Source organism: Azospirillum lipoferum 4B (assembly GCF_000283655.1).
Taxonomy (GTDB): Bacteria; Pseudomonadota; Alphaproteobacteria; order Azospirillales; family Azospirillaceae; genus Azospirillum; species Azospirillum lipoferum_C.
Genome location: NC_016623.1, coordinates 546485 through 567629 on the forward strand (window position 1 = coordinate 546485; position 21145 = coordinate 567629).

Genomic DNA, 21145 nt, shown 5'->3' on the forward strand with positions numbered 1-21145 from the left:
TCGGAACGCCGATCTCCGTCACGTTCCGACAGGATCACTGCAAGCTGCTTTGCATTTTGCCAATGGCGGGCCATGAACGGTGACATTCTGCATCACGTCCCCATCCACCGGGGGAGAGCATTCGCTCCCGAAGCGATGGTCCGCATGCTGGCGGTTTCCACCACGGCTCTGGCGCAGGGGCGGGGGATAACCCTGGACGTCAGCGTGCTGACGGGCACGCCGCCGCGGCTGATCGGCAATGCGGAGACCGTGAGCAGCCTGTGCAATGCGCTGGCCGCAAGCGCCATCGCCTGCGCCGAACCGGGCCGGCTCAGCTTCCGCCTCTCGGCCCTGCCGAACGGCGAGGATTCGGTCGTTCTCCGCGCCGAATTGCATGGGCGCTACGATGGGCACTGCAAGGACGGGTTCGGCAAGGATTTCGCCCGTCGCCTGCTGGCGGCGATGGGCGCGCAGATGACCGTGACGCAGGAGGACGACGGCTCCCTGCGGGCGATGCTCGACATGCCGGTCGGCCTGCCGTCGCGCACCACCGACGGCGAGGTGCTGATGAGTTGGGCGCGGTCGCGCGGCGGCCGGCTTCTGGTGGTGGATGACAGCGCGACCAACCGGATGGTGGTGGCGGGGTTGCTCGCCAAGGCCGGCTTCTCGGTCGAGACCGCCACCGGCGGGGCGGAGGCCGTGGTGGCCGTCGCCCAGGCGCCGGTGCCGCCCGAAGCGGTGCTGATGGACGTCGCCATGCCGGACATGGACGGGGTGACGGCCACCGCCACCATCCGCTCGCTGGGCGACGAGCGCAGCCGCATCCCGATCATCGCCGTCACCGCCAACGCCCAGCCGGAGGACCGCGTCCGCTGCCTCGCCGCCGGCATGAACGACTATCTGACCAAGCCGGTCCGCCGCGCCGACCTGCTCGGCGCGCTGGAACGCTGGCTGGCGCCGCTGCCGGTCTAAAAGGACGAGTCCGGCTCTTTCAGGAACGCCTCTTCCTCCGGCGTGTTCGGGCGACCGAGGACGGCGTTGCGGTGGGGGAAGCGGCCGAAGCGCTGGATGATCTCGCGGTGACGCAGGGCATGGCGCACCGTGGTCTCGTCGCCGACCCGCTCGGTGAACAGGGCGACCGACCGCTCCTGGCTGGCGAGGTCCTCGTGATGCTCATAGGGCAGGTAGAGGAAGATCCGCTCGTCCGTGGTGCATTCCAGATCGAAGCCGTTGGCGACGGCATGATCGCTCACGCCCCGCGCCTTGGCATCGGTGGCGTAGGCGCGCAGGTCGTCGCGGAACATGTTGCGCGGCACCTGATCGAGCAGGACGCACAGCGCAATGCAGCCGTCGACATCCTCCATCCAGTGGTCGTAGTCGCCGCGGGCCGCCGCCTCGTAATGGGGGCCGAGCGTGTCGGCGACCGCCCGGTCGAAGCTTGCCGATTTGCGGAACCAATAGGGCTTCATCGCCTCGTCGAACCAGAAATCGACGATCTCGTCGATCAGCTTGTCCACCATCCGTCTTCTCCGCAGTAGGTCCGCCCCCCGGACGACCCGTTCCCCATAAACGAACAGGGCGCCCGAAGGGGCGCCCTGTCCAGGTCCGAATTGCCTCACCGAACCGTCGGGCTCAGTGCAGCGTGCTCCACAGCTTGCGCTTGGTGGCATACATCAGGCCGGCCAGCACCAGCAGGAACAGGATGACCTTGACGCCCATCTGCTTGCGGGCATCCAGGTGCGGTTCCGCGGCGAAGGTCAGGAAGGTCGCCACGTCGTGCGCCTGCTGCTCCACCGTCGCCTTGGTGCCGTCGGCGAAGGTGACGCCGTCGGGCTGCAAGATGTTCGGCATGCCGACCTGATGGCCGGGGAACACCTTGTTGTAGCTCATGCCGTCCATCAGCTTGACGTCGGCCGGCGGCTCCTCGAAGCCGGTCAGGAAGGCATAGAGGTAATCCTCGCCGCCGACGCGGGCCTTGGCCATCAGCGACAGGTCCGGCGGCAGGGCGCCGTTGTTCGACGCGCGGGCCGCCTGCTCGTTGGCGAAGGGCGACGGGAAGCGGTCGGCCGGGATGGCCGGACGCATGAACATCTCGCCCGCGTCGTTCGGACCGGCCTGCACCTCATAGCCGGCGGCGATCGCCTTCAGCTCGTCCTCGCTGAAGCCGATGCCGGCCAGGGTGCGGATCGGAACCAGACGCATGGAATGGCAGGCGGCGCAGACTTCCTTGTAGATCTGGAAGCCACGCTGGGCCGACGCCTTGTCGATGGTCCCGAAGATGCCGCTGTGCGGCCAGTTCTGCTTGGGGATGTGCACGGCTTCCGAGGCCTGCGCGGCCCCGGCGATGCCGAGAGCCAGCGCCGCCGAGAGGATTGCAGTCTTCAACGCGCGCATCAGGCCTTCTCCATCGGCTTGGCATGGGCGCCGGCGGCGATGCCGCCCCCGCCCTTCAGAACGGACTCGGAGATGCTGTTGGGGAGCGGACTCGGCCGTTCCAGCTTGCCCAGCACCGGCAGCAGGACCAGGAAGTGGAAGAAGTAATAGGCGGTGCCGATACGGGCGATGATCAGCCAGGCGCCTTCGGCCGGCATGGCACCGGCATAGCCGAGAACCAGCGCGTCGAGGGCGAGGATCCAGAAGAACTGGCGGTAGATCGGACGGAACTTGCAGCTGCGGACCTTGGAGCGGTCGAGCCACGGCAGGAAGGCCAGCAGCGCGATCGAGCCGAACATCGCCAGCACGCCGCCCAGCTTGTCCGGGATCGCGCGCAGCATGGCGTAGAAGGGCAGGAAGTACCATTCCGGAACGATGTGCGCCGGGGTCACCAGCGGGTTGGCCGGGATGTAGTTGTCCGGATGGCCCATGTAGTTCGGCATGAAGAACACGAACGACGCGTAGATGATCAGGAAGATCACCACGGCGAAGCCGTCCTTGACCGTGACGTAGGGGTTGAACGGGACGGTGTCCTGCGGACCCTTCGGGTCGATGCCCAGCGGGTTGTTCGAGCCGCAGACATGCAGCGCCGCGGTGTGCAGGATCACCAGACCCAGCAGCACGAAGGGCAGCAGGAAATGCAGCGCGAAGAAGCGGTTCAGCGTCGGGTTGTCGACCGAGAAGCCGCCCCACAGCAGGGTCACGATCGGGTCGCCGACGATCGGGAATGCCGAGAACAGGTTCGTGATGACGGTGGCGCCCCAGAAGCTCATCTGGCCCCAGGGCAGCACATAGCCCATGAAGGCGGTGCCCATCATGACGAGGAAGATGATGACGCCCAGGATCCACAGGATTTCGCGCGGGGCCTTGTAGGAGCCGTAATAGAGGCCGCGGAACATGTGGATGTAGACGGCGATGAAGAACATCGACGCGCCGTTGGCGTGCACGTAGCGGATCAGCCAGCCGTAATTCACGTCGCGCATGATGCGCTCGACCGAATCGAAGGCCAGCGAGGTGTGGGACGAATACTGCATCGCCAGGAACAGGCCCGTGGCGATCATGATGACCAGCATGATGCCGGCAATCGCACCGAACGCCCACAGATAGTTGACGTTCCGCGGCATCGGGTAGTGGTTGTACTCGTGATCCAGCATCGTGAAGATCGGCAGGCGGCTGTCGATCCAGTTCACGACCGGATTCTTGAACTTGGTGGCTTGAACCTGAGCCATCTCGGGGTCTCCAGAACCGTTGCGCCGCTTAACCGAGCCGGATCTTGGTATCGCCCGTGAAGGCGTACGTCGGAAGGACAAGGTTGGCGGGGGCCGGGCCCTTGCGGATGCGCCCAGCGGTGTCGTAGTGCGAGCCGTGGCAGGGGCAGAACCACCCGCCATACTCGCCGCGCGGATCGGTGACCTTCTGGCCCAGCGGCACACAGCCCAGATGCGTGCAGATGCCGATGACGATCAGCCATTCCGGCTTCTTCACGCGGGCATCGTCGGCGGCCGGATCGCGCAGGTCGCCCAGATTGACCTGCTTGGCGGCTTCGATCTCCTCGGCAGTGCGGTGGCGGACAAAGACAGGCTTTCCGCGCCAGGTGACCGTGATCGCCTGCCCCGCGGCGACCGGAGCCAGATCGACGTCGATGGAGGCAAGCGCCAGGGTGTCGGCCGCCGGATTCAGGCTGTCGATGAAGGGCCAGGCCGCCGAGGCCGCCCCGACAACGCCGACCGCACCGGTGGCAAGATACAGAAAATCGCGGCGGGAACCCCCCTCGCCGCTGGAGGCCGCGTGGCCACCCGTCCCGGGCGGATGCGTGGTCTGAGCCATAAGCCTGTTTCTCCTCAAGGCATGCCCGACGCCCTTTGCCCGCGCCGGACGACCGATGGACCGTTTTTATGCATGACACGGCAAGCCCGCCCGCCGAAGGAAAAACCCTCAGGCATGCCGCATCGGTCCGGAGTGGGTATCTCCAGCTTCTGCGCTGCGGTATACCGTCGCGTCGACATCTTGAAAAGTCCTTGGCCGGGAGACAATTTGTCGCGTGTGTCGGGGCTGGACTATTTGTATGCAAAACAAACACTTCGAGGCAAGGCCCGCGTTGCGCCTTGTGCTGTTCGAACCCGACATTCCACAGAATGCCGGCACGCTGATGCGACTCGCGGCCGGGCTGGGGGTTGCGCTCGACCTGATCGAGCCTTGCGGATTCGTGCTGGACGACCGCCGGCTGCGCCGTGCCGGGATGGATTACCTGGACCATCTCGACTGGACCCGGCACAGCTCCTGGGCCGCCTACCGCGCGGCGCCGCAGACCGGGCGGCTGGTGCTGCTGACCACCCGGGCGGCAATCCCCTACACCGGCTTCCGCTTCGCCCCCGGCGACCGCATCCTGGTCGGCCGCGAGAGCGCCGGGGTGCCCGACGAGGTGCATGACGCCGCCGATGCCCGGCTGGTGATCCCGATGGTGCCGCCCGCCCGCTCCTTGAACGTTGCGGTCAGCGCGGCGATGGTGTTGGGTGAAGCCCTGCGGCAGACCGCCGCACAGGAGACACCATGACCGCCGAACCCAGCATCATCGAAGACCGCAAGGCCCGCGCCGCATCCTGGTTCCGGGAGCTGCGCGACCGCATCTGCGCCGCCTTCGAGGCGCTGGAGGACGAGCTGACCGGCACCCATGCCGACCTGCCTCCGGGCCGGTTCGAGCGCAAGAGCTGGACCCGCCCCGACCATGGCGGCGGCGAGGGCGGCGGCGGCACCATGTCGGTGATGAAGGGCCGGGTGTTCGAGAAGGTCGGGGTCAACATCTCGACCGTCCACGGCACCTTCAGCCCGGAATTCCGCGCCAACATCCCCGGCGCGGCCGAAACCGGCGCGTTCTGGGCGGCGGGCATCAGTCTGGTGGCGCACATGCGCTCGCCGCTGGTGCCGGCCACGCACATGAACACCCGCCACATCGTGACCACCCAGGGCTGGTTCGGCGGCGGGGCCGACCTGACGCCGATGATCCCCGACGACCGGGACACCGCCGATTTCCATGCCGGCCTGCGCGCCGCCTGCGACCGCCACCACCCGGACTATTACCAGCGCTACAAGGAGTGGTGCGACCGCTATTTCTTCCTGCCGCATCGGGGCGAGGCGCGCGGAGTCGGCGGCATCTTCTTCGACAACCTCGACTCGGGCGATTGGGAGGCGGACTTCGCCTTCACCCGCGATGTCGGCACCGCCTTCCTCGACAGCTACACCGCCCTGGTGCGCCGGCACATGAACCGGCCCTGGACGGCGGAACAGCGGGAACACCAGCTGATCCGCCGCGGCCGCTATGTGGAGTTCAACCTGCTCTACGACCGCGGCACCACCTTCGGCCTGAAGACCGGCGGCAACACCGAGGCGATCCTGATGAGCCTGCCGCCCGAGGTGAAGTGGCCGTGACCTAGCGGCACCGGCCTAGCGGCGCTGCCCCATCTGAATCCAGGGCGCCCAGGCCTGCCGCACCATCTCGCCCCACAGCCGCATCGGCGCCATCCACAGCTCGGCCATGCCGGCGGCGGACGCCATCGGATCGGCGCCCGGCTTCCCGCCGGCGGGACCCGCCAGCAGCAGCGGGTTCATCAAGCCGGGGGCCAGCAGCTTCGCGACCGCGTCGAAGGACGGGGTGGCGCGGAATTGGATGGCGATCACCTCCGCCCCATCCTCCCCCGCCTCGCGGTGGCGGATCTGGATCTCCAGATTCGGCAGATGGGCGGTCAGGGTCGTCTCTTCCGGCTTGCGGTCCATGGTCGCGGCTCCATGCTGGATCTGGCGATGCGAGGATAGAGTTTTTGCAACTGCGAAGAAACCCTCTCCGAAGGGGGTAGCGGCAACCAACGCCCGTTCCGGCCGTTGATGGCCGTATGGACAGCACCATCCCTCCGTCCGATATGGACAGCCCCTCGCCCGAACAGGAAGCCGCCTGTGCCGGGCTGACCTACAGTTCCGACGACACCCCCGGCATCCGCCGGCGGCGCTACGGCAAGGGCTTCCGCTTCCTCTGGCCCGACGGCGCCCAGGTGACGGAGGAGGACACGCTGGCACGGATCCGCAAGCTGGCGATCCCGCCGGCCTACCGCGCCGTCTGGATCTGTCCCGATCCCGACGGCCACCTGCAGGCCACCGGCCGCGACGCCAAGGGGCGCAAGCAGTACCGCTACCACCGCCGCTGGACCGAACTGCGCGAGGGCACCAAGTTCGGCCGCATGCTGGATTTCTGCCGGGCATTGCCGGCCCTGCGCGAGCGGGTGTCCGCCGATCTCGGCCGGCGCGGCCTGTCGCGGGAGAAGGTGCTGGCCGCCGTGGTCCGGCTGCTGGAGACCACGCTGATCCGCGTCGGCAACGAAACCTATGCCCGCGAGAACCAGAGCTACGGCCTGACGACGCTGCGCGACGGCCACACCGAAATCGAGGGGTCGGAGGTCCGCTTCTCCTTCAAGGGCAAGTCGGGCAAGGAATGGAACGTCGCGCTGCGCGACCGCCGGCTTGCCCGCGTCGTCGCCGCCTGCCGGGACGTGGCCGGCGACGAGCTGTTCCAGTATCTCGACCGCGACGGCCAGCGCCATGCCGTGACCTCGGGCGACGTCAACGCCTATCTGCGCGAGGCCACCGGCGCCGATTTCACCGCCAAGGATTTCCGCACCTGGGCCGGCACCGTGCTGGCGGCGATGGCGCTCAGGGAGTTCCAGGCCTTCGACAGCGCGACCGGCGCCAAGCGCAACGTCACCCGCGCCATCGAACAGGTCGCCACCCGCCTCGGCAACACCCCCAGCGTCTGCCGCAAGAGCTACGTCCATCCCGAGGTGCTGGACGCCTATCTGGAGGGCGGCCTGCTGGACTCGCTGAAGCGCGAGGTGGAGGCGGAGCTGCGTGACGAACTGGCCGGGTTGAGTGGGGAGGAAGCCGCCGTGCTGGCCTTCCTGCGCGAAAGGCTGGAGCGGGAGACGGCGTCGCGGGCGCGGGAGGGCGCGCGGGGTAAGGGGTAGGGGGGCTTGGGAGGTGTCGGCTTGCGAATGCCCCCACCTATCCTATCCCCGCTGGGCGGCTATGGCATGCACACATCTCGCCTCTGCGAAATGGCGGCAACCACCGTTGGTGAATAGCCCGTCACCCCGCGAGGGGAGAGGGGGAAATGCCTGGTCCGGGGGTGACACCCTGCACGGTCACGCTTATGATTGGTCCTATCAATTCACAATCACAAAAAGCTGGAGCCGGCTTTGTCGGACTACATCAGCAATCTCGTCGTCTTTTTCGTCGTCGTCGATCCGCCGGGGCTGGTGCCGCTGTTCATCGCGCTGACCCGCGGATTCGAAGACCGCCACAAGCGCATCATCGCGCTGCGCGGCACCGCAATCGCCTTCGTGGTGCTGGTCTTCTTCGCCTATTTCGGCAAGGTGGTGCTGCAGACCCTGTCCATCGAGATGCCGGCCTTCCGCATCGCCGGCGGGGCGTTGCTGTTCTGGATCGCCTTCGAGATGCTGTTCGCCAAACGCTCCGAACGGAAGGAGCGCGACACCGGCGAGGCGATGACCGACGAGGACGCCCACGACATCGCCGTCTTCCCCCTGGCGGTGCCGCTGATCGCCGGGCCGGGCGCCATCACCTCCATCCTGCTGCTGATGGACCGCACCGGCGGCACGGTGGCGGGACAGGTCAGCGTGCTGGGGGCGGCGGCGACGGTGATCGGCGGGGTGACGCTGATCCTGCTGGGCGCCGACCGGGTCGGGCGGCTGCTGGGCCGCACGGTGATCCACACGGTCAGCCGGGTGCTGGGCATCGTGCTGGCGGCGCTGGCGGCGCAGACGGTGATTTCCGGCATCACCAGCATCTATCCGCCCAACTGACCGCCGGTCTTCGCCGATACGGCTCAAACACTCCGTATGTCCCGCCGATCCCTTGTGCTGTCGGGTTTAAGCCTGAAAGACTAGTCCCCTTTCCACGGCAGCCGCTCACTCTACATGGCCTCCTGCCACATCGGCGCCGGGCAACCGCCCGGCGCAAGCCTTTCCACGCGCCCAAACAAAAAGAGGCGGCGGCCATGGAACTCGATCCATTGATCCTGTCGCGGATTCAGTTCGCGTTCACGATCTCCTTCCACATCCTGTTTCCCAGTTTCACGGTGGGGCTCGCCTGCTGGATCGCGCTGCTGGAAGCGCTGTGGGTCGGCACCGGCAAGGGCATCTACCGCAGCCTGTCGGAATTCTGGACGCGGATCTTCGCGTTGTCCTTCGGCCTGGGCGTGGTGTCCGGCATCGTCATGTCCTATCAGTTCGGCACCAACTGGAGCCGCTGGTCCGACACCGTGGGCAACGTCCTGGGGCCGTTGATCCAGTACGAGGTGGTGACCGCCTTTTTCCTGGAGGCCGCCTTCCTCGGCATCATGCTGTTCGGGCGGGACCGGGTGCCGCGCGGCATCCACCTGATGGCCGCCTGCCTCGTGGCGCTGGGGACGCTGCTGTCCTCCTTCTGGATCTTGTCGGCCAACAGCTGGATGCACACGCCGGCCGGCTTCGAGATCCGGGACGGCCGCTATTTCGTCACCGACTGGTGGCAGGTGGTGTTCAACCCGTCCTTCCCCTACCGCCTTGCCCATATGGTGACGGCGATGTTCCTGACGACCAGCTTCGTGGTTGCCGGCATCAGTGCCTTCTATCTGCTTAAGCGCCGCCATTTCGACCATGCGAAGCTGGGTCTGAGCATGGCGCTGGCGCTGATCACCGTGCTGGCGCCGCTGCAGATCTTCTTAGGCGACGAGCATGGGCTGAACACGCTGGAGCACCAGCCGGCCAAGATCGCGGCGATGGAAGGCAATTGGGAGGGTGGACCGCGCGCGCCGCTGATCCTGTTCGGCATTCCCGACGTGGAGAAGGAGACCAACCACTGGGAGATCGGCATCCCGGCGCTGTCCAGCCTGATCCTGACCCACGACTTCAACGGCAGCGTTCCCGGCCTGAAGCAGTTCCCGGTGGACGAGCGGCCCGACCCGCGCATCGTCTTCTGGACCTTCCGCCTGATGGTCGCCATCGGCTTCCTGATGCTGGCGGTGGCGGTGGTGCATCTGGTGCTGCGTTTCCGCGGCCGGCTTTACGGCAGCGACTGGTTCTTCCGCGTGCTGGTGGGCTGCATGCCCATCGGCTTCATCGCCATCCTGGCCGGCTGGTTCACCACCGAGATCGGGCGACAGCCCTGGGTCGTCTACGGCCATATGCGCACGGCCGATGCGGTGACGCCGTCGCTGACGATGGAAGCGGCGCTGATCTCGCTGCTGTCCTTCGTCGTCGCCTACTCGATCATCTACGGCGCCGGCACCTATTACCTGATCCGCCTGCTGCGCATCGGTCCGACGCATGTGCATGACGCCAAGCAGCCGCCGGAGGCGCAACGGCCCAAACGGCCGCTGTCCGCCACCGACCCTTCCATCGAACCAGCGGAGTGACCCCCATGCAGGAGATTGCGGAAGGAAGCCTGCTGACCCTGATCTGGGTCGGGATCGTCGGCTTCGCGGTGTTCATGTATGTGCTGATGGACGGCTTCGACCTGGGCATCGGCATCCTGTACCCCTTCGCACCGACGGAGGAGGACCGCGACACCATGATGAACACGGTGGCGCCGGTCTGGGACTTCAACGAGACCTGGCTGATCCTGGGCGGGGCGGGGCTGTTCGCCGCCTTTCCCATCGCCTATGCCGTGGTTCTGCCGGCGATGTACATCCCGCTGCTGGTCATGCTGATCGCCCTGATCTTCCGCGGGGTGGCGTTCGAATTCCGTTTCAAGGCGCGGGCGGGCCGGCATTGGTGGAACCGCTCCTTCTTCTTCGGATCGCTGCTGGCGACCTTCGCGCAGGGGGTCATCCTGGGCTCCTTCATCCAGGGTATCCCGGTGGAGGATCGGCAGTTCGTCGGCGGCATGCTGCACTGGCTTTCCCCCTTCGCGCTGTTCTGCGGGGCGATGCTGGTGGTGGGTTATGCGCTGCTGGGGGCGACGTGGCTGATCTGGCGGACCGTCGGGCCGCTGCAGGACTGGTGCTATCGCATGGCGCGGGGGCTGATGCTGGTGGTGCTGGCGGGGGTCGCGGCGGTCAGCCTGTGGACGCCCTTCCTGCTGCCGCAGATCGCCGAGCGCTGGTTCTCCATGCCCAACATGATCTTCCTGTCGCCGGTGCCCATCGTCACCGCGGTGCTGGCCTTCGCCCTGTGGCGGGCCATTGACAACAGCCGGGAGGTGGCGCCCTTCGTGCTGTCGATGGCGCTGTTCGCCCTGTCCTATCTTGGCCTCGCCATCAGCCTGTGGCCGCACCTGATCCCGCCCGGCGTCACCGTGTGGGAGGCGGCCAGCCCGCCGGAAACGCAGGTTTTCCTGCTGGTCGGCATGGCCTTCCTGATCCCGTCGATCCTGGGCTACACCGCCTATTCCTATTGGGTGTTCCGCGGAAAGGTGACGGGCAGCTTCGGTTACCATTGAGCGGAGGAGGCGCCCCGTCCTAAAACGGGCCGGGTTTCGAGAAAAGCGGAAGGGTTGGGGCCATGGATATCGACATCAGCTTTGCCGAGGCGATGCTGCGCCGTGGCGCCGGTCTGCTGGAGGCGGAAGCGGGGGCGGATGAAGCGGCAAGCGATCCCTTCGCCGTTCTGGCCCGGCTGCTGGCCGCCGCCGCGGCGACCGACGCGCCGCTGGTGGTGCTGAGCGAGGGCGGCAGCCACCCCGCCCTGTTCGACGAGGCCGCCCGCCGTGCCGGGGAGCCGCTGACCGCCCGCCTCGCCGGTCTCGCCGCCACCCGGCAGGGCGAGCGCGCCACCATGTACGAGTTCGACGGCAGCGGGCCGCTGACCGGCAACCGCATCGTCGCCGCCCTGCTGCGGCCGGAGGAGCGGCCAGACCTGCTGCATGTCTACATCGCCGTCGGCCGGCTGCGTGGGGGAGAGGCGCAGATCACCGTGCCGCCGGCGCTTCTGCGGTTCGACGCCGCGGCGCTGGGCCAGACGCTGGGGCTGCTGGGCGATGCGGTGTCGCGCAGCCCGAACGCCGCCACCGCGGCACTGGCCCACGCCGCCGCCGTCCTGCCGATGGAGGGTCATGAGCAGGGCGGTATGCCGGCGGCGCTGCTGGACCTCTACTGGCATGCGCTGACGCTGGCGTCGGTGCGGGCGGATGGCGGGTTGGCGGTGATGACGCCGGAGGGGAGTGCGTGAGGGTTGGCTACTGCCACCGTCACCTATTGCTATCGGAACTGTGTTTCTGACAATAGCGTGTCCGCCCCAAAAGCCCTTCTCCCCTTGCGGGGCGGGATGAGGGGTGCGGCGGCCGAAGGCCGGGGGAATCAATGGCTTGCAACCCCTCACCCCAACCCCTCTCCCGCAGGGGGAGAGGGGCTTTGACCCCATGCGCTGATCAAATGCAAATGCCATCAAGCGGACGGGGCAGACCCCGCCTCCTTTGCAATTCATTTGAAACTCTTTCCCCCGCTGCCGATCTGGTGACAGAGTTAACGTCGGTGAAATACTGCGTCACATCGTCACCAGTTCATCGGGAGCAGCCATGCGCCAGCGCCTCCGCTTCTATCTCGGCGACGAGCTTCGGGAGATCGATGCGGTCGATCCGACCCTGACGGTGCTGGACTGGCTGCGGCTGTCGGAACGGCGGGTCGGCACCAAGGAAGGCTGTGCGGAGGGCGATTGCGGCGCCTGCACCGTGGTGGTCGGGCGGCTGGACGGCGACAGGCTGCGCTATGAGGCGGTGAACGCCTGCATCCGCTTCCTCGCCACGCTGGACGGCTGCCGGCTGCTGACGGTTGAGCATCTGAAGGGGCCGGACGGCGCGCTGCACCCGGTTCAGCAGGCGATGGTCGATTGCCACGGCTCGCAATGCGGATTCTGCACGCCGGGCTTCGTCATGTCGCTGCTGGCGCTGTACCTCAACGAGGAGCGGCCGGACGGCCAGCGGATCGACGACGCGCTGGCCGGGAATCTCTGCCGCTGCACCGGCTATGAGCCCATCGTCCGCGCCGCCCACACCATGTACGAGATTGGCGACCGGGCCGCCGACCGCTTTGCCGACCGTGAGGCGTGGGCGGACAGGCTGACGGCCTTGCGCGACGGGGAGATCCTCAGCGTCGGAGCCGGCGGGCGCCGTTTTCTGGCGCCGGCCACCGTGCCGCAGCTGGCGCAGCTCCTGCTCGACAATCCCGGCGCCACCATCGTGGCGGGGGCGACCGATGTCGGGCTGTGGGTGACCAAGTTCCAGCGCGTGCTGGCGACCGTGATCTACACCGGCCGTGTGCGCGACCTGCGGCGGATCGAGGATCGCGGCGACGCGCTGGCGATCGGGGCCGGGGTGACCTACAGCGACGCGGCGGAGCGGATCGCCGCGCTCTATCCCGATTTCGGCGAGCTGATCCGCCGCATCGGGGCGGAGCAGGTGCGCAACATGGGCACCATCGGCGGCAACATCGCCAACGGCTCCCCCATCGGCGACACCCCGCCGGCGCTGATCGCCTGCGGCGCCACCCTGCGGCTGCGCCGCGGCGGCGAGACGCGCGAGCTGCCGCTGGAGGATTTCTTCATCGAATACGGCAAGCAGGACCGCCGCGAGGGCGAATTCGTCGAGGCGGTGATCCTGCCCAAACCGGCGGCGGGGGTGCGGTTCCGTGCCTACAAGATCGCCAAGCGCTTCGACCAGGACATCTCCGCCGTCTGCGGCGCCTTCCGCCTGACGCTGGACGGCGAGGGGCGGGTTGCCGACATCCGCATCGCCTTCGGCGGCATGGCCGGCACGCCGAAACGCGCCGGCGGGGCCGAAGCGGTGCTGCTGGGCCGCCATTGGACCGAGGAAAGCGTGACCCAGGCGATGGACGCGCTGGCCGGCGACTACACGCCGCTGAGCGACTGGCGGGCCAGCGCGGGCTATCGCTCCATGGTGGCCGCGAATTTGCTGATGAAGCTGTATGTCGAGACCAGCGACCCGGCGGCGGACACCCGTCTGGTCGGCGACCGGAGGCTTGCACATGCCTGATTCCATGGCGCCCGATGTCACGGCCCCCATCACGCCTGCCGCCCCGGCGCGGATCGAGGGCGCCGTCCATGACCCGCGCCGGCATGAAAGCGCGCACAAGCATGTCAGTGGCGAGGCGGTCTATGTCGACGATATCGCCGAGCCGGCCGGGTTGCTGCATGTCTATCTGGGCCTCAGCAGCCGGGCGCATGCGAGCATCCGCTCCATCGACCTGTCTCCGGTCAGGCAGGCTCCGGGGGTGGTGGCCGTCTTCACCGCCGCGGACGTGCCGGGGGTGAACGACATCGGCTGCCTGGGCAAGCATGACGAGCCGCTGTTCGCCTCGACCCTGGTCGAGCATGTCGGCCAGCCGATCTTCGCTGTCGCCGCCGAAACCCGCGATCAGGCCCGCCGCGCCGCCAAGCTGGCGGTGATCGAATATGAGGATCTGCCGGCCGTCCTGACCATCGCCGCCGCCCGCGACGGCGAGCGGACACTGGTCACCCCGCCGATGACGCTCCGGGTCGGCGACGCCGATGCTGCGCTGGCCGCGGCGCCGCACCGGGTGGAGGGGCGGCTCGCCATCGGCGGGCAGGAGCATTTCTACCTGGAAAGCCAGATCGCCATGGCAGTGCCCGGCGAGGATGGCGAGGTGCTGATCCATGTCTCCACCCAGCATCCGACCGAGGTGCAGCACATCGTCGCCCATGTGCTTGACCTGGCGGACGCCGCGGTGACGGTGGAGGTTCGGCGGATGGGCGGCGGCTTCGGCGGGAAGGAGACGCAATCGAACCTGTTCGCTGCCTGCACCGCGCTGGTCGCCAAGCGCACCGGCCGCGCCGCCAAGCTGCGCCCCGACCGCGACGACGATTTCCAGGTCACCGGCAAGCGCCATGATTTCGAGATCGACTATCGCGTCGGCTTCGACGACAGCGGCCTGATCCAGGGCGTCGACATGCTGTTCGCGGCAAGGGCGGGCTATGCCGCCGACCTGTCGGGACCGGTGACCGACCGTGCGCTGTTCCATGCCGACAACGGCTATTTCTATCCGGCGGCGCGGCTGGAATCGCTGCCGCTGAAGACCAACACGGTATCCAACACGGCGTTTCGCGGCTTCGGCGGCCCGCAGGGCATGGTCGCGGCGGAGCGGGTGATCGACGAAATCGCCTTCGCGCTGGGCAAGGACCCGCTGGAAATCCGCAAGCGGAACTTCTACGGGACGGATGCCGAGGGAGGGGAGCGCAATCTGACGCCCTATCACCAGACCGTCACCGACAACATCCTGCCGGAGCTGATCGCGCAGCTGGAGGACAGCAGCGCCTATTGGCGGCGGCGGGAGGAGATCCGCGCCTTCAACGCCAACAGCCGCATCCTGCGCAAGGGGCTGGCGCTGACCCCGGTGAAGTTCGGCATCTCCTTCACCGCCAGCCATTACAACCAAGCCGGCGCGCTGGTCCATGTCTACACCGACGGCAGCATCCAGCTGAACCATGGCGGGATCGAGATGGGGCAGGGGCTCTACACCAAGGTCGCCCAGGTGGTGGCGGAGGAGTTCCAGGTCGACATCTCCACCATCCGCCCGACCGCCACCAGCACCGGCAAGGTGCCCAACACCTCGGCCACCGCGGCGTCGTCGGGTTCCGACCTGAACGGCAAGGCGGCGCAGGCGGCGGCCCGCACCATCAGGGAGCGGCTGGTCGCCTTCGCGGCGGAGAAGTGGGGCGTGGCGCCCGACGCGGTGCGGTTCGAGCGCAACCGGGTGCGGGTCGGCGACTGCGACATGAGCTTCGCCGAGCTGGTGCGCGCCGCCTATATGGCGCGGGTCCAGCTGTCGGCCACCGGCTTCTACAAGACGCCGAAGATCCATTGGGACCGCGCGGCCGGGCGCGGCACGCCGTTTTACTACTTCGCCTATGGCGCGGCCTGCGCCGAGGTGACGGTGGACACGCTGACCGGCGAATATGTCGTCGACCGGGTGGACATCCTGCACGATTGCGGCCGCTCGCTGAACCCGGCCATCGACAGGGGGCAGATCGAGGGCGGCTTCGTCCAGGGCATGGGCTGGCTGACCATGGAGGAGCTGTGGTGGGACGGGCAGGGCCGCCTGCGCACCCACGCGCCCAGCACCTACAAGATCCCGGCCTGTTCGGACCGTCCGCGCATCTTCAACGTCGCGCTGCTGGAGAATGCGCCGAACCGCGAGGACAGCATCTTCCGCTCCAAGGCGGTGGGCGAGCCGCCCTTCATGCTGGGCATGTCGGTGTTCCACGCCCTGTCCGACGCGGTGGCGAGCGTCGCCGGGCACCGGGTCTGTCCGCGTCTGGACGCGCCGGCCACGCCGGAGCGGGTGCTGAGGTGCATTGCGGCGTTGCGTGAGCGGGTGGCGGCCTCCCCCCGACAATGACCGCACTTTCCACCACCCTCTCCAACTGGCTGACCCAAGGCGCGCCCGCCATCCTCGTCACAGTCGCCGAGGCGCGCGGCTCCACCCCGCGGGAGGAGGGGGCCGGCATGCTGGTGGGGCGGGAGGCCTGCGCCGGAACGGTCGGCGGCGGGCGGCTGGAATGGACCGCCATCGCCGCCGCGCGGCGGATGCTGGAGGACGGCAGCGTTGCCGAGACGCTCGACCTGGCCCTGGGGCCGGCGACCGGCCAGTGCTGCGGCGGGCATGTCGTGCTGCGGCTGGAGCGGGCCGATGGCGGCACCGTGGCCGCCTTGCAGGAACGGGAGCGCCGGGCGCTGGACGCGCGGCCGACCCTGCTGCTGTTCGGGGCCGGGCATGTCGGACGGGCCATGGCGACCGCCTTCGCACCGCTGCCGCTGCGCCTGCGGTGGATCGACGGCAGGGCACAGGAGTTTCCCGAAACGATCCCGGCGGGCGTGGAGCGCATCCTGACCGAAAGCCCGCTCGATCCGCTGGCGGGGGCTCCTCCTGGCGCCGGTTATCTGGTGCTGACCCACAGCCACGCCCTGGACTTCGAGATCGCCGAGGCGGCGCTGCGGCGGGGCGACGCCGCCTATGTCGGCATGATCGGCTCGGCGACGAAACGCGCGAAGTTCGAGCGCTGGTTCCGGGCGCGCGGGCGCGATGCGGGGGCGTTGGAGCGGCTGACCTGTCCCATCGGTGCGGCGCTGACCGGGGATAAGCGGCCGGAGGTGATCGCGGCGCTGGTGGCGGCGGAACTGCTGGTGGCGTTTGCGGTTCCCTCCCGGGTCTCCCTCTCCCCCCCGGGGAGAGGGTCGGGGTGAGGGGGGGCCGCTTCGAGGATTTCTTCGGCTGCGCCGAACCCCCTCATCCTAACCTTCTCCCCAGGGGGGAGAAGGGATTCTCCAGGGGGGAGAAGGGACTAGGGCAGCGGGCTTTCGCTTCTCACCCCATCGCTTCCGCCCCCGACACCAGTTCGATCAGCTCATTCGTGACCTGTTCCTGGCGCAGGTGGCGCGCCGTCGCGGTCAGTTCGTCCAGCGTGGTTTCGATGTTGTGGCGGGCCGTCATCATGGTGGACAGGCGCGCGGCGTTCTCGGCGGCGAAGCTCTCCATCGCGGCATCGGCGAGCAGGGCGAAGACATACTCGTCCACCAGCCGGGCGATCAGGTCGCGGGGCGGCATGTTGATCAGCGGCGGCACCGTCCGGGCGCCATCGCGCGGCAGGCCGAGCGGCAGCAGGGGGCGGCGCACCAGCTCCGGCGGCGCGCCCGCGTTGGTCCGGCCGTAGAGCAACTCCACCCGGCCCAGCCGTCCGTCCGCCGCCGCTTGGTAGAGTGCCTCGGCGATGCGCCGGGCGGTGGCGGTGACGGCGTCGGTGTTGGTCGCCATCGCCGTGGCCCAGGCCGGGGGACGGCCGCGTTCCTCCAGCAGGGCGGCGCCGCGCGACCCCGCCACCCACAAGGCGCAGGCCGGCGGTGCCGCCAGCGCCGCGTCGACCAGCTTTTCGGCGAAGGCGCCGACGAAGCCGTGTTCCGGCGCGAACAGCACCCAGGCGCAATGGCCGTGCCCGTTGACCGGCCATTGCTGCGGCGCGTCGTCCAGCAAGGCTGCGGCCTGGGCCAGCGCTCCGGCGATCACCTCGGCATAGGCGCGGGTACCGGCCAGCGTGCCGAGCGCCTGCTGCAGCCGCATGGCGGCGAGAGAGCGCATGACGTCGGTCACCGCCTCCAGATCCTGCACGCTGGCGCGGCGTGCCTCGACCTCCGCCAGCCTTTCGGTCATGGCGCCGCTCCGGTCAAGCCCGAGACGGCTTGCGCGATCAGGTCGCGCAGGGCCGCCTTGGTGGCGTCGTCCAGCGTCTCGCCGATATGCGGCGGGTAGGCGGCGACCAGACCCGCCAGTGCCGCCTGGAAGCGCGGCATCGCCTCCAGCGCCAGCCCGTCCAGCGTTCCATCGGCCAGTGCCAGCAGCTGCGCCGCCTGGACCGCCAGCGGGCGGGGCGACAGGTGCCGCTGCGCCAGCAGGGCCCGCATGCGCCGGCCATGCTCCACCGCCTTGCGCGTCCGCTCGTCCACCAGACCGCCGAAGCGGGTGAAGACCTCCAGCTCCAGGAACTGGGCGTAGTCGAGCCGCAGCGGCTCGGCCAGCGTGCGCAGGGCCGGCGGCTGGGCCTTGCCGCCGACGCGCGACACGCTGCGGCCGATGTCGACCGCCGGCTTCTGTCCTTCGTAGAACAGCTTGGCGTCGAGGCAGACCTGCCCGTCGGTGATGGAGATCAGGTTGGTCGGGATGTAGGCCGACAGGTTGCCGCCCTGGGTTTCGGCGATGGGCAGCGCGGTCAGCGACCCGCCGCCCCTGGCCGGGCTGAGCTTGGCGGCGCGTTCCAGCAGGCGGCTGTGCAGGTAGAAGACATCGCCCGGATAGGCCTCCCGCCCCGGCGGGCGGCGCAGCAGGAGCGAGAGCTGGCGGTGGACCGCCGCATGCTTGGTCAGGTCGTCGACGATCACCAGGGCGTGGCGGCCGCTGTCGCGGAAATGCTCGGCCATGGTGAAGCCGGCATAGGGCGCCAGCCATTGCAGGCCGGGGGCGGAATCGGCGGCGGCGATGACGAACAGGGTGCGCGCCGCGGCGCCGCCCTGGCGCACCGCCTCGATGGCCGCGCGCAGGCCGGACGCCTTCTGGCCGACGGCGACATAGACGCAATACACATCCCCGTCGGTCTGGTTGAGGATGGCGTCCACCGCGATGGCGGTCTTGCCGGTGGCGCGGTCGCCGATCAGCAGCTCGCGCTGGCCGCGGCCGAGCGGGAACATGGCGTCGATCACCGCGGTGCCGGTCAGCAGCGGTTCGGACACCGCCGCGCGCTCGGCGATGGTCGGGGCCGGGCGCTCCACCGGCTCCCACCCGTCGGCCTCGATGGGCGGACCGTCGTCCAGCGGATTGCCGAGCGGATCGACCACCCGCCCCATCAGCCGGTCGCCGACCGGCACGCGCAGGACCGTTCCGGTGCCGTGGACGGTGCCGCCGGCTGCGACCTGCGTGGCATCGCCCAGCAGGACGCAGCCGATCCGGTCATCCAGATCCATGGCGAGCCCGGCAACCCCGCCGGCGAACAGCAGAAGCTCGTCCACCCGCACGTCGGGCAGGCCGGAGACATGGGCGATGCCGTCGCCGACCGACTCCACCCGCCCGACCGATTCCAGCCGCGCGGCGGTGTCCAGCCCGTCCAGCCGGCGCAGCGCACCCGGCATCCAGGCGTCGAGCGCGTCCTCAAGCGACGGGGTCGGCATCGGTTCTTGCGGAGTCATGACGGGTCATCTCCTCCTTCGCCTCGGCCAGCGTCTGTTTCCAGCTGCGGCGGACGACGCTGTGGGCGAAATGCAGCTCCACCCCGGCGATCAGCGACGGATCCTCGGTCAGTTCCAGCGCCACCGGCCGGTCAAATGCCGCCGCCAGCCGGTCGCGGGCATGGGCGGCGTCCTCGTCCGACAGCGGGCCGGCTGCGGCGAGACGCACCGGCACCGGCGCCGACCCGGCCCCGTCCGCCAGGGCATGGCGCTGGGAGGCGTCCAGCGCCTCCACCGCCGCGCAGGCCTCTTCCAGCAGGGGGAGGGTCAGGGAGCGTGCCGGTGCGTCGCGCAGCAGGCGGGTCGCCAGCCGGGTGCCGAGATCGGCGGCGTGGCGTTGCAAGGCGCCCAGCGCCTGCGCCCGCTCCTCGGCCAGCCGGGCGCGCGCCTCCTCCAGCGCATGGTCGGCTTCGGTCCGCGCCCGGTCGAGCAGGGCGGCGCGTTCGGCCTCCGCCTCGGCGCGGGCGGCGGCGATCAGGCGGTCGCGTTCGGCCGGCAGGGTTGCGCGCTGGTCCTCCAGGCTCCGGCTTGCGGCTTCGGTGGCTTGGCGAGCGGCCTCGGCCTCGGTGCGGACGCGCTCGGTGGCGGCCTGCCGCTCGGCGATCACCGCCAGGACCGGGCGGTAGAGGAAGCGGTGCAGCAGCCAGACCAGGATCAGGAAATTGACCGCCTGGAGCAGAATGGTCCAACCGTCGATGTGCATGACGGGCTCCGGAACTGCCGCGGTCAGGCGAAGGGGTTGGCGAACAGCAGCAGCAGGGCGACGACGAGGCAGTAGATCGCCATCGTCTCGATCATCGCCAGACCGACGAACAGGGTGCGCGACAGGGTGTTGGCGGCTTCCGGCTGGCGGGCGATGGCCTCCATCGCGGCGGCGACGGCGCGTCCTTCCGCCAGGGCCGGCCCGATGGCCCCGACCGAGACGGCCAGCGCGGCACCGAGGATGCTGATCGAATGGACATCCATGATTCCTATCCCTTTTCTATTGTTCCGACCGCGCCGCCGATGAAGACCGCGGCCAGCACGGTGAAGATGTACGCCTGGACGAGGCCCAGCAGCAGTTCCAGCGCCATCAGCGGCACCGGCACGAACAGGCCGGCCAGCGACAGCACGATGGCGATGACGAACTCCCCGCTCATCACGTTGCCGAACAGGCGGACCGACAGCGAGAAGGCGCGCGTCAGCTCCGACAGGATGTTCAGCGGCAGCAGCAGCGGGGTGGGGTGGGCGAAGCCCTTCAGATAGGGCCACAGGCCGCGGCGGCGGATGCCGAGCGCCTGCGAGGCCAGCAGCACGACCAGCGCCAGCGCCGCCGCCGTTTCCAGAAAGGCGGTCGGCGCCTTCAGCCCCGGCACCAGCCCCGACAGGTTGGCAACCGCCAGATAGAGGAACAGCGTGCCCAGCAGCGGCAGGAAGGGCGTGGCGTCGGCCTGCATCGTCTCGGCGATCTGGCGGCGCAGGGTCTCCACCACCAGCTCCAGCACGGTCTGGACGCGGCCGGGCCGCTCCACCCGAAGGCGCCGCGTCGCCAGGGCGGAGCCCAGCGTCATGGCCGCCATCAGTCCCCAGGTGACGACGACCGGCAGCGTGACCGGGACCGGCCCCAGCAGGAAGACAACCGGCGTCGTCAGGGGGGACTCGGTCATGGCGTTCCCGCCTCCGCCCGCTTTTCGCGCCGGACCACGAGGCTGCGGGCAATCTGGAATCCGGCCAGCATCGCCAGCAGCGCCTCCGCCCCGCCCCACAGGGCGGCGATGGTGAAGCCGGCGGTGGCGCATGCCAACCGCAGCAGATAGAGCGGAACCGCCCGCCGGATTCCGCCCGCCACATAGAGCCGGGCGGTCGCCGCCAGACCGCGGAAGAACAGGGTTCCCAACGCCAGCCCTGCCAGCGCCCCTGTCAGGATGGAAAGAACCAGGATGGGAAGAAGATGGGGGGCGGTCATCGC

The 21145-nt window shown here is 69.0% G+C and carries 22 protein-coding genes; 11 read left to right on the top strand and 11 right to left on the bottom strand.

Annotated elements, in window-relative coordinates:
• Positions 1-72: 72 nt before the first annotated feature.
• Entirely contained in the window at positions 73-951 is an 879-nt protein-coding gene (locus AZOLI_RS23810) for a response regulator (protein WP_014249757.1), read from the top strand.
• Here AZOLI_RS23810 and AZOLI_RS23815 read toward each other — a convergent pair.
• From AZOLI_RS23815 to petA, 4 genes are all read right to left on the bottom strand, one after another.
• Positions 948-1499: a DUF924 family protein gene (locus AZOLI_RS23815; RefSeq protein WP_014249758.1), complete on the bottom strand. Its 552-nt coding sequence runs from the start codon at positions 1497-1499 to the stop codon at positions 948-950. The two genes, AZOLI_RS23810 and AZOLI_RS23815, sit on opposite strands and share 4 nt — an antisense overlap.
• 112 nt (positions 1500-1611) lie before the next feature.
• Entirely contained in the window at positions 1612-2373 is a 762-nt protein-coding gene (locus AZOLI_RS23820; protein ID WP_014249759.1) for a cytochrome c1, read from the bottom strand.
• Complete coding sequence (locus tag AZOLI_RS23825) at positions 2373-3641, bottom strand: cytochrome b (RefSeq protein ID WP_014249760.1); 1269 nt, start codon at positions 3639-3641, stop codon at positions 2373-2375. The genes AZOLI_RS23820 and AZOLI_RS23825 overlap by 1 nt, the downstream gene beginning before the upstream one ends.
• Positions 3642-3669: 28 nt before the next feature.
• Entirely contained in the window at positions 3670-4239 is a 570-nt protein-coding gene (gene petA, locus AZOLI_RS23830) for a ubiquinol-cytochrome c reductase iron-sulfur subunit (RefSeq protein WP_014249761.1), read from the bottom strand.
• A 238-nt stretch (positions 4240-4477) separates the two neighbouring features.
• On the opposite strand from petA, the gene AZOLI_RS23835 reads away from it, so the two are divergent.
• Together AZOLI_RS23835 and hemF are read left to right on the top strand one after the other, a co-directional pair.
• Positions 4478-4966, top strand: a complete 489-nt coding sequence (locus AZOLI_RS23835; RefSeq protein ID WP_429725911.1) for a tRNA (cytidine(34)-2'-O)-methyltransferase — start codon at positions 4478-4480, stop codon at positions 4964-4966.
• Complete coding sequence (gene hemF, locus AZOLI_RS23840) at positions 4963-5838, top strand: oxygen-dependent coproporphyrinogen oxidase (RefSeq protein ID WP_014249763.1); 876 nt, start codon at positions 4963-4965, stop codon at positions 5836-5838. Before AZOLI_RS23835 ends, hemF begins: the two co-directional genes overlap by 4 nt.
• 15 nt (positions 5839-5853) lie before the next feature.
• On the opposite strand, the gene AZOLI_RS23845 is transcribed toward hemF, so the two are convergent.
• Entirely contained in the window at positions 5854-6183 is a 330-nt protein-coding gene (locus AZOLI_RS23845) for a hypothetical protein (RefSeq protein WP_014249764.1), read from the bottom strand.
• Between the two features lie 116 nt (positions 6184-6299).
• On the opposite strand from AZOLI_RS23845, the gene AZOLI_RS23850 reads away from it, so the two are divergent.
• From AZOLI_RS23850 to xdhC, 8 genes are all read left to right on the top strand, one after another.
• On the top strand, positions 6300-7421 hold the full coding sequence (locus AZOLI_RS23850) for a DNA topoisomerase IB (protein ID WP_014249765.1): 1122 nt from the start codon (positions 6300-6302) through the stop codon (positions 7419-7421).
• 231 nt (positions 7422-7652) lie between these two features.
• Positions 7653-8279, top strand: a complete 627-nt coding sequence (locus AZOLI_RS23855; RefSeq protein WP_044552896.1) for a MarC family protein — start codon at positions 7653-7655, stop codon at positions 8277-8279.
• Positions 8280-8473: 194 nt separating this feature from the next.
• Positions 8474-9871 (top strand): cytochrome ubiquinol oxidase subunit I, encoded by a 1398-nt coding sequence (locus AZOLI_RS23860; protein WP_014249767.1) that lies wholly within the window; start codon positions 8474-8476, stop codon positions 9869-9871.
• Positions 9872-9876: 5 nt separating this feature from the next.
• Positions 9877-10896: a cytochrome d ubiquinol oxidase subunit II gene (gene cydB / locus AZOLI_RS23865; protein WP_014249768.1), complete on the top strand. Its 1020-nt coding sequence runs from the start codon at positions 9877-9879 to the stop codon at positions 10894-10896.
• A 62-nt stretch (positions 10897-10958) separates the two neighbouring features.
• Entirely contained in the window at positions 10959-11624 is a 666-nt protein-coding gene (locus tag AZOLI_RS23870) for a hypothetical protein (protein WP_014249769.1), read from the top strand.
• A gap of 346 nt (positions 11625-11970) precedes the next feature.
• Positions 11971-13443 (top strand): xanthine dehydrogenase small subunit, encoded by a 1473-nt coding sequence (gene xdhA / locus AZOLI_RS23875; RefSeq protein WP_014249770.1) that lies wholly within the window; start codon positions 11971-11973, stop codon positions 13441-13443.
• Positions 13436-15826 carry a xanthine dehydrogenase molybdopterin binding subunit gene (gene xdhB / locus AZOLI_RS23880; protein WP_044552900.1) on the top strand — a complete coding sequence of 797 codons (2391 nt, stop codon included), beginning with the start codon at positions 13436-13438 and terminating at the stop codon, positions 15824-15826. Before xdhA ends, xdhB begins: the two co-directional genes overlap by 8 nt.
• Positions 15823-16671 carry a xanthine dehydrogenase accessory protein XdhC gene (gene xdhC, locus AZOLI_RS23885; RefSeq protein ID WP_014249772.1) on the top strand — a complete coding sequence of 283 codons (849 nt, stop codon included), beginning with the start codon at positions 15823-15825 and terminating at the stop codon, positions 16669-16671. Before xdhB ends, xdhC begins: the two co-directional genes overlap by 4 nt.
• Positions 16672-16792: 121 nt before the next feature.
• Here xdhC and AZOLI_RS23890 read toward each other — a convergent pair whose 3' ends face one another.
• The 6 genes from AZOLI_RS23890 to AZOLI_RS23915 are packed head-to-tail and all read right to left on the bottom strand — an operon-like array spanning position 16793 to position 21142.
• On the bottom strand, positions 16793-17632 hold the full coding sequence (locus tag AZOLI_RS23890) for a F0F1 ATP synthase subunit gamma (RefSeq protein WP_014249773.1): 840 nt from the start codon (positions 17630-17632) through the stop codon (positions 16793-16795).
• Positions 17629-19158, bottom strand: a complete 1530-nt coding sequence (locus tag AZOLI_RS23895) for a F0F1 ATP synthase subunit alpha (RefSeq protein ID WP_014249774.1) — start codon at positions 19156-19158, stop codon at positions 17629-17631. Before AZOLI_RS23895 ends, AZOLI_RS23890 begins: the two co-directional genes overlap by 4 nt.
• On the bottom strand, positions 19121-19900 hold the full coding sequence (locus tag AZOLI_RS23900; RefSeq protein WP_014249775.1) for a F0F1 ATP synthase subunit delta: 780 nt from the start codon (positions 19898-19900) through the stop codon (positions 19121-19123). The genes AZOLI_RS23895 and AZOLI_RS23900 overlap by 38 nt, the downstream gene beginning before the upstream one ends.
• Positions 19901-19923: 23 nt before the next feature.
• A complete protein-coding gene (locus tag AZOLI_RS23905) occupies positions 19924-20163 on the bottom strand; it encodes a F0F1 ATP synthase subunit C (RefSeq protein WP_014249776.1) in 240 nt (79 codons plus the stop codon).
• Positions 20164-20168: 5 nt separating this feature from the next.
• Positions 20169-20843, bottom strand: a complete 675-nt coding sequence (locus AZOLI_RS23910) for a F0F1 ATP synthase subunit A (protein WP_014249777.1) — start codon at positions 20841-20843, stop codon at positions 20169-20171.
• Positions 20840-21142 carry an ATP synthase subunit I gene (locus AZOLI_RS23915; RefSeq protein ID WP_014249778.1) on the bottom strand — a complete coding sequence of 101 codons (303 nt, stop codon included), beginning with the start codon at positions 21140-21142 and terminating at the stop codon, positions 20840-20842. The genes AZOLI_RS23910 and AZOLI_RS23915 overlap by 4 nt, the downstream gene beginning before the upstream one ends.
• Positions 21143-21145: the final 3 nt, after the last annotated feature.

Bases quoted from the DNA above. Each gene is read 5' to 3' on its own strand.
- hemF (WP_014249763.1), top strand. From the start codon at position 4,963: ATGACCGCCGAACCCAGCATCATCGAAGACCGCAAGGCCCGCGCCGCA.
- AZOLI_RS23860 (WP_014249767.1), top strand. From the start codon at position 8,474: ATGGAACTCGATCCATTGATCCTGTCGCGGATTCAGTTCGCGTTCACG.
- AZOLI_RS23870 (WP_014249769.1), top strand. From the start codon at position 10,959: ATGGATATCGACATCAGCTTTGCCGAGGCGATGCTGCGCCGTGGCGCC.
- AZOLI_RS23845 (WP_014249764.1), bottom strand. From the start codon at position 6,183: ATGGACCGCAAGCCGGAAGAGACGACCCTGACCGCCCATCTGCCGAAT.
- xdhA (WP_014249770.1), top strand. From the start codon at position 11,971: ATGCGCCAGCGCCTCCGCTTCTATCTCGGCGACGAGCTTCGGGAGATC.
- AZOLI_RS23910 (WP_014249777.1), bottom strand. From the start codon at position 20,843: ATGACCGAGTCCCCCCTGACGACGCCGGTTGTCTTCCTGCTGGGGCCG.
- petA (WP_014249761.1), bottom strand. From the start codon at position 4,239: ATGGCTCAGACCACGCATCCGCCCGGGACGGGTGGCCACGCGGCCTCC.
- AZOLI_RS23915 (WP_014249778.1), bottom strand. From the start codon at position 21,142: ATGACCGCCCCCCATCTTCTTCCCATCCTGGTTCTTTCCATCCTGACA.
- xdhC (WP_014249772.1), top strand. From the start codon at position 15,823: ATGACCGCACTTTCCACCACCCTCTCCAACTGGCTGACCCAAGGCGCG.
- AZOLI_RS23850 (WP_014249765.1), top strand. From the start codon at position 6,300: ATGGACAGCACCATCCCTCCGTCCGATATGGACAGCCCCTCGCCCGAA.
- AZOLI_RS23895 (WP_014249774.1), bottom strand. From the start codon at position 19,158: ATGACTCCGCAAGAACCGATGCCGACCCCGTCGCTTGAGGACGCGCTC.
- xdhB (WP_044552900.1), top strand. From the start codon at position 13,436: ATGCCTGATTCCATGGCGCCCGATGTCACGGCCCCCATCACGCCTGCC.
- AZOLI_RS23905 (WP_014249776.1), bottom strand. From the start codon at position 20,163: ATGGATGTCCATTCGATCAGCATCCTCGGTGCCGCGCTGGCCGTCTCG.
- AZOLI_RS23810 (WP_014249757.1), top strand. From the start codon at position 73: ATGAACGGTGACATTCTGCATCACGTCCCCATCCACCGGGGGAGAGCA.
- AZOLI_RS23815 (WP_014249758.1), bottom strand. From the start codon at position 1,499: ATGGTGGACAAGCTGATCGACGAGATCGTCGATTTCTGGTTCGACGAG.
- AZOLI_RS23820 (WP_014249759.1), bottom strand. From the start codon at position 2,373: ATGCGCGCGTTGAAGACTGCAATCCTCTCGGCGGCGCTGGCTCTCGGC.
- cydB (WP_014249768.1), top strand. From the start codon at position 9,877: ATGCAGGAGATTGCGGAAGGAAGCCTGCTGACCCTGATCTGGGTCGGG.
- AZOLI_RS23900 (WP_014249775.1), bottom strand. From the start codon at position 19,900: ATGCACATCGACGGTTGGACCATTCTGCTCCAGGCGGTCAATTTCCTG.
- AZOLI_RS23825 (WP_014249760.1), bottom strand. From the start codon at position 3,641: ATGGCTCAGGTTCAAGCCACCAAGTTCAAGAATCCGGTCGTGAACTGG.
- AZOLI_RS23890 (WP_014249773.1), bottom strand. From the start codon at position 17,632: ATGACCGAAAGGCTGGCGGAGGTCGAGGCACGCCGCGCCAGCGTGCAG.
- AZOLI_RS23835 (WP_429725911.1), top strand. From the start codon at position 4,478: ATGCAAAACAAACACTTCGAGGCAAGGCCCGCGTTGCGCCTTGTGCTG.